Source organism: Euzebyella marina (assembly GCF_014855515.1).
In the GTDB taxonomy this organism is placed as follows: domain Bacteria; phylum Bacteroidota; class Bacteroidia; order Flavobacteriales; family Flavobacteriaceae; genus Euzebyella; species Euzebyella marina.
Genome location: NZ_JACYFK010000003.1, coordinates 365,436 through 377,592, shown reverse-complemented (window position 1 = coordinate 377,592; position 12,157 = coordinate 365,436). Strand labels below are relative to the sequence as shown.

The 12,157-nt window shown below is 41.6% G+C and carries 9 protein-coding genes; 7 read left to right on the top strand and 2 right to left on the bottom strand.

Annotated features, from left to right (window positions below):
* Window positions 1–26 precede the first annotated feature (26 nt).
* Window positions 27–611, bottom strand: coding sequence for an RNA polymerase sigma factor (locus tag IL356_RS14665; RefSeq protein WP_121848283.1), 585 nt, complete (start codon window positions 609–611; stop codon window positions 27–29).
* Window positions 612–726: 115 nt separating this feature from the next.
* Between IL356_RS14665 and IL356_RS14660 the strand changes: the two genes are divergently transcribed.
* The 5 genes from IL356_RS14660 (at window position 727) to IL356_RS14640 (ending at window position 10,076) form a co-directional block, all read left to right on the top strand.
* Entirely contained in the window at window positions 727–1,878 is a 1,152-nt protein-coding gene (locus tag IL356_RS14660; protein ID WP_121848282.1) for a FecR family protein, read from the top strand.
* Window positions 1,879–1,982: 104 nt separating this feature from the next.
* A complete protein-coding gene (locus IL356_RS14655) occupies window positions 1,983–5,246 on the top strand; it encodes a SusC/RagA family TonB-linked outer membrane protein (RefSeq protein WP_121848281.1) in 3,264 nt (1,087 codons plus the stop codon).
* A gap of 19 nt (window positions 5,247–5,265) precedes the next feature.
* Window positions 5,266–6,603: a hypothetical protein gene (locus tag IL356_RS14650; protein ID WP_121848280.1), complete on the top strand. Its 1,338-nt coding sequence runs from the start codon at window positions 5,266–5,268 to the stop codon at window positions 6,601–6,603.
* Between the two features lie 97 nt (window positions 6,604–6,700).
* A complete protein-coding gene (locus tag IL356_RS14645; protein ID WP_121848279.1) occupies window positions 6,701–9,271 on the top strand; it encodes a spermidine synthase in 2,571 nt (856 codons plus the stop codon).
* A gap of 1 nt (window position 9,272) precedes the next feature.
* Window positions 9,273–10,076, top strand: coding sequence for a DUF6503 family protein (locus tag IL356_RS14640; RefSeq protein ID WP_162987833.1), 804 nt, complete (start codon window positions 9,273–9,275; stop codon window positions 10,074–10,076).
* Between the two features lie 11 nt (window positions 10,077–10,087).
* On the opposite strand, the gene IL356_RS14635 is transcribed toward IL356_RS14640, so the two are convergent.
* Entirely contained in the window at window positions 10,088–10,531 is a 444-nt protein-coding gene (locus IL356_RS14635) for a QcrA and Rieske domain-containing protein (RefSeq protein WP_094997503.1), read from the bottom strand.
* Between the two features lie 421 nt (window positions 10,532–10,952).
* On the opposite strand from IL356_RS14635, the gene IL356_RS14630 reads away from it, so the two are divergent.
* Together IL356_RS14630 and IL356_RS14625 are read left to right on the top strand one after the other, a co-directional pair.
* Complete coding sequence (locus tag IL356_RS14630; RefSeq protein WP_094997502.1) at window positions 10,953–11,372, top strand: HYC_CC_PP family protein; 420 nt, start codon at window positions 10,953–10,955, stop codon at window positions 11,370–11,372.
* Between the two features lie 179 nt (window positions 11,373–11,551).
* Window positions 11,552–12,133, top strand: a complete 582-nt coding sequence (locus IL356_RS14625; protein WP_094997501.1) for a helix-turn-helix domain-containing protein — start codon at window positions 11,552–11,554, stop codon at window positions 12,131–12,133.
* Window positions 12,134–12,157 lie beyond the last annotated feature (24 nt).

Here is a 12,157-nt window from a genome sequence, read left to right as displayed (position 1 = left end):
AACCGATGTAAGGACATTTGTCCTTTTTACGTCACATGGCCAAGAATTAAAAACAGCACTTGAATTTTTTCTTTTAATTTTTCCCTTAAAATTTTGAGGGCTTTGGTAAGATGTCCTTCGACCGTTTTGATGGAGATACCCAAATGTTCCGCAATCTCAGTATTGGTTAGACCTTCTTTCTTACTTAACTTAAATACTTGGTTGCATTTCTTGGGAAGCTGTTCGATCTCTTTTTCAACTAGTTCCACCTTATGTTTTAAGTCTTCTTGATATTCCCTTTCAATTACATGGTCCAAAGTTTCGGCATAGGTAGTCTCGAAAAAATAAGTTTCTTTCTTATACTTTTTTACATGGTCCAAAAAATTGTTTCGGACAGACTTGAAGAGCCATCCCTTTACGATGGTTCCCTTTTTTATATTATCCCTTTTCTTCCATAGTTTGAAAAATGCTTCCTGCACCAAATCTTTTGCCAAAGCTTCGTTACGGCTTAAACTTTTTGCGTACCAGTAGATTTCATTGTAATAGGACTCAATGACTGTTTTGAAAGCCTTCCTATCCCCTTTTTGGATTGCTTCAACCTTAATTTTTTCATCCAAGTTATTTGAATTCATAGGCTATTTTAACAAAAAAAAATCAATATTATAGATTATTGACAATAAAAAGTAAGGGTATTGTATAGTTCAATCGTTTACATAATATGAATTGGGACTTTCCTAAAAATCATCAATGAAAAACAAGAAAATAGAAATTATCATACACAAATTTTTGGCCAATACGGCAACTTTGGATGAGATTGATATTTTGGCCAAATGGGTCGATAAAAATAAATCTAGCTTTCAGGAAGAGGTGGAACTTCATCATCTAATAACCGGGGCTGGAGAAGAAGAAAGTACGGAACACCTAAAGAAAAATCTGACATCGGCCTTTTATCACGCTAGACTCGTCGCAGGCAGGGTCAAAAAAAGGAACTTACTACTCAGGTATGCCGCGATTTTTGTCGGCGTTCTTATGTTAGGTATTTATGCTTACGAGCAACGTAGTCCTGAAGTAATTCTTGAAAAAGAAGCCACGATTACTTTTGAAGATGGGTCTAAAAAGGAAACCTTAAATGACAAGGCAACCGGAATAGTGTCTACTACAAATGCTTATGTGGTAGAGCAAGAAGGCACTAAAATTACCTATAAAAAAGTAGCATCGAACCAAAAAAAGGTGAATCGGTTGGTGTTCAACACCTTGGATGTACCTTATGGGAAAAAGTTTCAGTTGGTACTATCCGATGGTACGGAAGTATACCTTAATTCGGGTTCTTCAATTACATACCCAGTGGTATTTTACGACGAAGGCCCAAGGAATGTTGTTCTTAGAGGGGAAGCTTACTTTACCGTTGCTCCGGATTCTTTAAGGCCATTTACGGTCAGCACACAGCTTCTTGATGCAAAGGTCCTAGGGACGGAATTTAATATTTCCAGTTACCGAGATGACGAACATATTCAAGTGGTACTTGTTGAAGGTAGTCTGTCAGTCGGTCGGAATAATTCTATTGGTTCGGGAGATGTAATCCTAAAACCGAATCAGCTGGCTTCCTATTCCTATTCCGATGATGAACTAGCCACTGCTAATATAGATGTTAGCAGTTACATTGCTTGGAAAAATGGCATATTGTTGTTCAAGAACGAAGACTTTTATCATATCGCAAAAAAACTTGAAAGGCACTATGATGTAAAAATCGAGATAAAGGATATGCAGGTAAGCAAAGAAAGATATACAGGAAGGTTTAAAACGGAAACCATTGAGGAAATACTACAGGCTTTTCAACGGATTAAAAGTTTTGACTACAACATTGAAAACAATAACATTAAAATTAACCTTAAAAACTAAGCGTATGGAGTGAACCTTAAAAGAATCAGGGATTGCTGGAACAATCCCATGATTCCAAACGAATTTAAAAACTATTTGACCAATTTCTAAACTCTCTCAAAAGTATGAAAAACACACTATGTAAAAGGTATTTTACGATTAAAATAGACCTGAAAATGAAAATTACCATGTTGTTTCTTTTGGTTGCCTTTTTTCAACTTCAGGCAAATAACACGTATTCCCAGAAATCCAATATTTCTATGAACATGAAGGATGCTACGATAGCCTCCGTATTTGAAGAAATAGAGAAAACGACCGATTTCAACATTCTTTATAAGAATTCCACTTTAGACATCAATAAACGTATTTCCGTAAACGTCGACAAAGTCAAGATAGATGAACTGATGGGTATAGTTCTAAAGGAAACCAATGTTTCTTTTGAAATTAGAAGAAAACTTATCGTGTTGGTTGAAAACGGCAAAACGTTGAATTCCGGTACAAGTCCGGCCTCATCCAATCCTCCAAAGGTTCCGGATCAAACTATGACGGTAACTGGCACGGTAACCGATCAAGACAATATTCCCTTAGGTGGAGTGAGTATTGTCATCAAGGGCTCCACTAAGGGGGTTTCCACCAATTTTGATGGGGAATATGAAATAGAAGCTTCTGAGGGCGATATTCTTGTGTTCTCCTATATTGGCTTTTCCTCACGTGAAATCAGTGTAAAACAAGCAGACGTAATTAACGTTGCCATGATGCAAAGTTCAATGGATTTGAACGAAGTAATCGTTACCGCAACCGGTGCGCGCCGTAAGGTTGAGATGGGAAATTCCATTGCGAATCTCAACGTTGCCGATGACGTAAAGCAGCGGCCGATAAGCAATGTCTCGGACCTACTTCAGGGGCAGGCGACCGGCGTTCAGATTTCAAGTAGTGGAGGTTCTACAGGCATGGGCTCGCGCATTAGGATCAGGGGTTCGAACAGTGCATCCCTTTCCAACGAACCAGTAATTTATGTTGATGGTATTTTGATTAATAACGAGGCAAATTCAATCTCTTTTGAAACAGGTGGGCAATCCCCTTCCCGTTTAAATGATATCAACCCAGAGGATATTGAGTCTATCGAAATCATCAAGGGTCCTTCCGCGGCAACATTATACGGATCTATTGCGGCCAACGGTGTAATTCGTATTACCACTAAAAAAGGTAAACAAGGAGAACCAAGATGGTCTGCATTTTTCGAGAGCGGTTTGGTAGAAGATGTAACAACCTATCCCAAAAACTATCAGGCACTTGACGCAGCAGGCAATCCCGGTTTCAACTTTGAAGCGGCCGAAGGCACTTTTGTCCACAGTACGGTCAATTCTTTTCAGCCCTTGAACGACCCGCGTACCTCGCCTTTTAGAACCGGACAGTCTTATGGCGGTGGGTTGAGCGTATCGGGAGGTTCGGAAGTACTCACCTATTTCCTTTCGGGAAGTCTTACCGACGGTGAAGGCGTGTTGCCCGTCAATAACATAAAAAGAACGAATTTCCGGGGAAATTTCGGAGCCAAGATTACTGATGACCTTAAGGTAAATTTGATCACGGGCTACACCAACAGTAATCTGGAACTTCCCTTGAACGATAATTTTGCCCTCGCATTAATGAGTCAGGGCCTAAATGGTACATCGACCATAGATGTCAACAACGGTTGGGGTGAATTTACACCCGATGAACTGTTTACCATAGACACCCGGCAAATAATCAATCGTTTTACCAGTGGTCTTGAACTCATTTGGCAACCCTCTGAAAAATTGAACCTAAGAGCCTCCGGAGGCCTAGATTTTACATCCCGTTGGGACAGTCAGTTTTTCCCCACGGGTGAAGCCCCTGATTTTCTAAACTACGACGAAGGTGCCCGGTTCTCTAATAGGTTCAACGATTTTGTCTATACTTTGGATGCCGTAGGTTCTTACAAAACAGATCTTTGGGAGGGCATAAATTCCAGAACTTCCCTTGGATTCCAATATTTACAGAATCTTTCGCAAGGCACCTTCGCAACCGGTCTTCAGTTGGTTGCGGGTAGTAATTCTATTGCGGGGGCAGCAGTAACACAAAGTAACGAACAGACCATCGAGTCGCGTACCGTAGGGGTCTTTGTGGAGGAACAGATCGGTTTTAATGACAAATTGTTCGTGACTGGTGCCGTACGGGCCGATCGCGGGAGTTCTTTTGGTGCCTCGTTCAATTCGGTATTTTACCCCAAAGTGAGTGCTTCTTGGCTGATTTCGGAAGAAGAATTTTTCAATGATTCCGACAAATATGGCATAAGCTCGTTACGGCTTAGGGGAGCCTGGGGAGCCTCGGGGGTACAACCGGGCACCAATGATGCGCTGAGGTTTTTCAATCCCATAGCCGCTACACTGGACGGACAAAGTGTTACCGGGGTCACTATTGGCAGCGTTGGAAACTCCGACTTAACCCCAGAGCGGTCAACGGAAGTTGAGTTCGGCTTTGATGCGAAACTATTGTCCGAAAAAATTGGCTTTGAAATGACCTATTTTAATAAACGTACCGAAGATGCTCTTATATTTAGGCAATTGCCCTTATCGCTCGGCGTGGGCGAAGGGCGCTTTGAAAATTTGGGTTCCGTTAAAAACTCGGGTATTGAAATTGGATTGAATACAAGAATCATCGAAACCGATAAGTTTTTCTTTGGGGTCGATTTTGTGGGTTCGTTCATAGATAATGAATTGATAGAATTGGGTGAGGGCATACAACCGGTCATTTTTGGTCAACAACGTCACGTTGAAGGCTTTCCCCTTGGCGGTTACTGGGATGAAACCTATACTTTTAACGATGCCAATGGCGATGGTTTCATTGGGCAGGATGAGATACAAGTTGGGGAAGTAGGGTACTTAGGTACGCCGTTTGCCACTACCGATATTTCATTTACCCCAACACTTAGTTTTTTCGAAAATCAATTTGTGCTAAGAGGACTCTTAAACTACAGGGGTGGTCAAAAACTTTATAACAACACCGGTACTTGGCGAAACGGGAATAGTAACAACCAAGAACTGAACGATCCCAATGCCTCGCTTGCCGATCAGGCAAGGGCCGTTGCATCAAAATTTTTGGGCACTAATGCTGGTTATATCGAAGATGCTTCGTTTTGGAGGCTACGTGAAATTTCGTTGACCTATAATGCGCCTGTCACCTTTTCGAGTCAACTTGGTTTTGATCGTATAAGCCTGACGCTTTCCGGGCAAAACTTGGGTGTATGGACCGACTACACGGGACTTGATCCGGAAATAAGTTCTGAGGGGCAAGCCAATTTTACTACTGAGGAATTTCTCAGTCAACCACCCGTGCGTTCTTGGAAAGCAAGGCTAAACCTATCTTTTTAATATAAAAAAATCTAAGAAAATGAGAACATTACTGAAAATAAAAAACAACTATTCCAGATTGATCTTTAATGTCGTTGTTTTGGTTGTACTTACATCGTTGAGTATTTCTTGCGATTCGGTGGTAGAAGTTACAGATCCTGATATTGTTACACCGGAATCACTTAATAGCGAAGCCGGTATACAAACCCTACGCGCGGGTTCTTTGGGAGATCTTGCCGTGGCCATGAGCGGTTCCGCAGCAGGCCATGGGGCTACCACGGGCCTAATCGTTATGAGCGGCCTTATGGCTGATGAGTATAGTTATTCTGGAACCTTCCCCACTAGACGTGAGGCTGATACCCGAAACCTTCAAGATATTAACGGTGACATAAATACAATTTATGGTAACCTGCACAGATCACGAACCGGGGCCGAAACTACTATAGACCTTCTTGCCAATTTCGGCGGAAATCCAGAAGTGGAAAGCGAGATGCAAAGTATCGTTGGGTATGCCTATGTCATGTTCGCAGAAACCTTTTGCGGTGGGGTTCCCTTTAGCAAGGCACCTGCCGACGGAGGTGAATTGATCTATGGGGAGCCTTTGACTACTGAGCAAATGTTTAATGCTGCGGTCGAATGGTTTGATCAAGCCATCACCAACGCCGGCAGCAACGATAAATTGGCCAACCTGGGGCGGTTAGGCAAGGCCCGCTCCCTTTTGGGCCTAGGACAAATTGATGCCGCGGCTGGCGAAGTAGCTGCTGTTCCATCAGATTTTGTTTACAATATTGAACAATCGGACAACAGTCGTAGACAAGAGAACGGTATTTATATAATGACCACTGTTCGCCGTCAGTTTTCTATAGCAGATGGCAAAGGCGGCAATGGTCTAATGTACCGCTCCGCTATGGATCCCCGGACACCTTGGGACGGGGGCACGGAATTTGGACAAGATGATATTACCCTGTATTACAACCAACTCAAATTCAATTCCTCCAGTGTACCCGTGGCCTTGGCCTCAGGAATAGAAGCAAGGTTGATCGAAGCCGAGGCGGCCGCTAGTGCAGATGATGCCCAAACCGTCGAGAATATACATAATGAACTTAGGGCCGCAATGGGTCTATCAGAGTTAGACCTCTCAGGAATTAGTGGCGAAGACCTGTTGCTGGCCCATTTTTCAGAACGTGCCTTTTGGTTGTTCAGTACCGGTCATCGACTGGGAGACCTAAGAAGACTTGTGGATGTTTATGATATGATGCCCTCTAGTGTGTTTCCATGGGGGCCTTATTTCAAGGGAGGGGAATATAATCCCAATCTTAAATTTCTAGTCCCACAGTCAGAATCGAACAACCCCAATTATGTTGGCTGTTTGGATTGAAAATATTTGAAAATGTCATACAAAAAAGAGAGGAGGCTTTTTAGGGCCTCTTTTCTTTTTAAGTTTGCTGAAGGCAAAGTTGTCAATTACATTTTTTATGAAAAACCTGTTAGCGATTCCAAAATTTGAACGTTCTGGAAGCTTCATTTTCTTATGTGCCTTGTTTTTGTTGTCCGGCACCGCTGGCCTTATATTCCAAGTGATTTGGATGTACCGGCTGGGACTTGTGTTCGGGAATGCGGCGTATGCAACGGCTGCAACATTATCCGCTTTTTTTCTCGGATTGGCCCTTGGGGGACGGTTTTTTGGCAAGGCTTCCGCCCGTTTTAAACGGCCACTTCGCTTATATGGCTTTATGGAGCTAGGTATTGCCGTAACGGCACTCTTGTTGATTCCTGGCCTCCATTTCTATGAAAAATACTATTCTGATATCGTATCTTTTTTAGGGGTTTCAAGAAGCGTTCTCTTAGTCATCAAGTTTGTATTTGGTATTTCATTACTTTTTTTTCCTTCATTTTTAATGGGAGGCACCTTTCCCGTTTTGGCACAGTACATCGGGAAAAACCGAATTGACCTTTCAAGACGTGGAACGATTTTGTATGCCGTAAATACCTTAGGGGCCGCTCTAGGTGCTTTTGCTGCCGCGTTTTATTTGTTAGCTAGGTACGGGGTCAGTGCAACCTATAGCTTTGCCATGGCCCTGGCTCTTTCCGTAGGGGTTCTGGCGCTTGTTATCGACCGCTTTTATAAGACTCCCCGCCCCGCTACTCTTGAAGCCTTCGATTGGCCTGAAAAGCACGAAAAATCCACTTACGCTACATCCGAATTGGGTTATGGCCAATTCATCACGGTCGCCTTTTTTTCCGGGGCCTTGGCACTAGCGGCCGAAACCTTATGGACTAAAATGTTCGCCCAAGTTTTACAAAATTCGGTCTATTCGTTCGCTGCAATATTGGTAGTGTTCCTTTTATCCCTAGGGCTTGGCGGTATTTTATCCCATGTGCTGGTAAGGCTAAGGGCGCCGTCAACAAAACTTTTGATCTTATTGTTGGCCTCGGCCGCAATTTTGATAGGAATATCTCCAACGGTATTCAGTACTGTGACAAACGGACTTGAGTACCTTGCAGTGAACGCATCTTGGCTTACATATATATGGTCCGTCTTTAAACTAAGCCTAATAGTAATTATGCCTCCAACTATTATTTTAGGTGCCGTGTTTCCCTTTCTGTTGAAAGCGGCCCCTACAATCCATATGCCATCTGGGATAATCGCGGGCAAATTAGTACTCTACAATTCGTTGGGCGGCTTTGTGGGGCCGGTAGTGGCAGGTTTTGTTCTACTTGATTTGGTCGGCCTCTGGAATAGTATAAAAATCATTGCTGTTCTGTATGGCATCTTAGCTCTATTGATTGTTTTCCCAGCATCCGGAAAAAAGAAAATTATTCAACTTTTATTACTAGTTACATTGATTTTCGGAATATTCGTGTTGAAAAACCCACCTCTTGTACAATTGAAAACAGGAGAAAAAGTACTGGATTATTGGCAATCAAGCGACGGTGTCGTCTCTATAATACAATTGGCGGGAAATTTAGAGATGCGATTAGATAATTTTTATGTGCTCGGGGATTCGAAATCGTTTTTGGTCGAGCAAATGCAGGCCCATGTTCCGCTTATGATACATCCAGCACCTAAAAATGTGGCGTTTTTGGGACTGGGGACCGGCATCACGGCAGGTGCGGCGTTTAACCATGATGTAGAAAATGTAGTAGCCGTTGAACTGGTGTCCAACGTGGTTACTGCGGCAAAACGTTATTTTTCACCTTGGACCAATGGACTTTTCAAAGATAAACGGGCGAATATAGTAGCTGACGATGCCAGAAACTTTCTTCTGGGCGCCAATAAGAAATTCGACGTTATTATCGGAGACCTTTTTACCCCGTGGCATGCAGGTACGGGAAGTCTTTACACCCTTGAACATTTTGAACAAGTTAAAAAGCGATTATCGCCCGGTGGCATCTTTGCGCAATGGTTACCGCTATACCAGCTTACACCTGAGAACTTCAATACCATTGCCGCTACATTTGCAGCCGTTTATCCACAAGTGACACTCTGGCGGGCCGATTTTTCCAAGGACCGGGCCAGTATCGTACTCGTTGGCCAGGAAGCAGGCTCACAGCTTAACGATAATACCTTACGCAAAAATATTGTCCATGTAGTGGGTAAGCAAATTGACCCGGAAAACAACCACATGGCCGGTCTTTTTTATCTAGGTAACTTGGAGGCCATTAGAAATCGGTTGTCGGGTGTTGAACTGAATACCGATGACAGAAGGTCTATTGAATTTAAGGCACCTATTCTATCGCAACAAGCCAATTCGGGCAGTGCAAGCTATATTACAGGCAAGGAGTTGGATGATTTGTTGACCTTATTAAATACTAATCTTCCTGCTGGGAAGGACCCCTATCTTTCCAACTTAGCAGAGGAAGAAATTCGATTTGTAAAAGTGGGGGCGCTTTACCATCGTTATTTGCGATATGTCAGTACCGGGGAAGAAGATAAGGCAAAAAAAATACGGGAACAGATACAGTTCTTGGCTCCGGACTTTTTACATACGGAGACCAAAGCTATTAATGAAAAAAATAAGGGAATACAAACAAACAAGAAATAAAATGAATTACCAAAAAACAACTGGACCGATCAAGGACTATATGAAACAAGTAAGCAACAAACCATTCTTTTTTTCGATTCCAATAATCATATCCATACTATCTTTTAGTCTTTCCTTTGCGCAACAAGATATCATCGATAAGGCCATAGCGGTTTCGGGAACCGAAAAATTGAAAAATGCAAAGGCTTCATTTGATTTTAGGGATTACCAGTATACATACAAAAGAAACCAAGGGCGATTTGAATACACAAGAATCGGCAAGAAAGGCGATGGCACGGAAATACGGGATGTCTATACCAATAAGGGGCTGGTCCGCTATGTGGCCGATACCTTGATAAGCCTTACCGAAAAAAGAGAGAAAGCCTATACCAATTCGGTAAATTCAGTGATGTACTTTGCATTTCTTCCATTATGGCTCAAAGACCCCGCGGTCATTGTAGAAGACCAAGGTAGAAACTTGATAAAAGGTAAGGAGTACTATAAAATCCGTATTACTTTTAAGCAAGAGGGCGGTGGCGATGATTTTGAGGATGTGTTCCTCTATTGGTTCGATGTCAAGGATTATAGTATGGACTACCTCGCCTATAAATACTTTACCGGCAAAGGGGGAATGCGGTTTCGGGAAGCTTACAACCAGCGCAACGTTAATGGGGTCGTAATACAGGATTACCGTAACCTACAACCTAAAATAAAAGACGGCATTGATTTTGATGAAATCGAGAAGGCTTTTGAAAATGACCAACTGGAAGAACTCTCACTCATTCAATTGAAAAATGTGAAAATCAAAACGATACCCAAACCTTAGCTCAGTCTAATTCATTCAAAGACCCGAAGTAGGTTTCCCGTAAGTTCAGTCTGGAATATTTTTAAAGGGTTGCTCGTAATACTGTTCAAGGGCTTTCCGGTTTGGTCAAAGCGTGCGCCATGGGTAGAACAATAGTAAATACCGCCGTCGTTCTCCACAAACCTAACTTCCTCGGTCTGTTGATGGCTGCATATCTGACTGGCCGCCACAAAATTACCTTCTAAATTTTTAACTACGACCACATAGTCCTTCAAAATATAATCGCCGTTGTTCTGTAAGCCATTACCCTCGTTGGAGCTAAGGTCTATCGTAAAATCGATTCCGGTAGGTATCGGTCTCATATCCTCTGGGGAAACGTCTCCGTTACCATCTTTGGAACAGCCTTGAACACACGGAAAAACAATGGCAAACGCGGCACCGGCACCCAAACTTCGTAAAAATTGTTTTCTTTCCATAACAAAGACTTTTTAAAAATAAACGTCTTTTGCTAAAAAATCGTATGCAAAGAACAAATATGTAGTCTTCAGCGCATATTATAGAAGATAGTAAAATCAATAATTTCTCTACAAGGGGGTCTAATTGAGTGTTTGAACGCATCCGATTTATACTGTCCTATACCCGCAAGCGTCAACAATTTTTTTTAGTACTATGCTGATTGTGTTTAGTAAAGAACAAGAATAGCTTTTATTCGAGTTGCTACATTCAACTTTTTTTACAAACATGACGATCGTCATGTTTGTGTTTGATCACTTACGTTACTTTTGAAAAATAATGTCATTTAAATTGAGTGTAACTATATAAAAATGAGATTATTATATATTTTTTAAATTGACAGGTAATTTTAAAACCCAAACGGTTTTTTGCTAATTTTAGAGTATGAAGCGCTTTTTACGTAAAATAGTATCCATCGGTTTGACGTTCGCAATACTTTTTGCGACCACATCCTTTAGCGCTGATATGCATTTCTGTTGTAACAAATTAGTGGATATTGCCGTATTTGGTAAGGCAAAATCTTGTGATGATAAAGTTCAAAAAAGCGAAAGTCCTTCCAAGGAGTGTTCTGTAGGAGCCGAGGATTGTTGCAGGAATGAAACATTTAGCAAGGCCGGTGATGACAACGTTAAAAAGGTTACCGCGGAATTCAGCATCGAAAACTATGTTTTCTTACATAGCTTTTTTTACACCTATATAAATCGATTTGAAGGGCTAGATAAAAACATCGTTCCCTTTGTAAATTATGATCCGCCATGGATAGAGAAGGACACTCTTGTGCTTCATGAAACTTTCCTTATTTGATTTTTTTTCAAACAGATTATTGATCCAATAATCTGTACTTCTTGTTGGCCGACATCGCGTTCTGCCCTCTAATGTCGTACCCTTTATTCCAACGACACTCGCTCCAATTGGTCAAAATACCAAATAATAATGAGTCCTTATGGACACAAGCAATTAGAACATTTAATAAACCCTAAAGTATGGATTCTCAGAGAGAATACTGGATCAAGAATATGGTCTGCAGTCGGTGCCTTAAGGTCATAAAGCAGGACCTTGAAGAAATCGGTGTAGAAGTGCTTTCCCTTGAACTGGGCAAACTATCAGTCCGTATCACTACTGAAATTGATAAAAAAATCGATTTGAAAATAGCGGAGGTGCTTCATTCCAACGGATTTGAAATCGCCAAGAACGAGGAGGAAATGATCGTTGAGAATATCAAGATCACCTTAATCGAACTTGTAACAGACCTTCCTTTACATATTAAGGAAAAGACTTCCGAACATTTGGCGGCAGAACTACATCGGGATTATAAGATGTTAAGCAAGATTTTCTCTAAAAAAGAGAACATTACCATTGAAAAGTACTTTATAAAACTGAAGGTCGAAAGGGTCAAAGAGCTCATACAGTTGCAACAGCATGCGTTCTCAGACATAGCCTATCTACTTGATTATAGTAGCGTGAACCATTTATCCAGACAGTTTAAAAATGTTACTGGATTGAGCATGACAGATTATAAAAACAGCCAAGTATGGGAAAGAAGCTTCCTTGACGAAATTATATAGATAAGAACGAAAATTATGCAGATG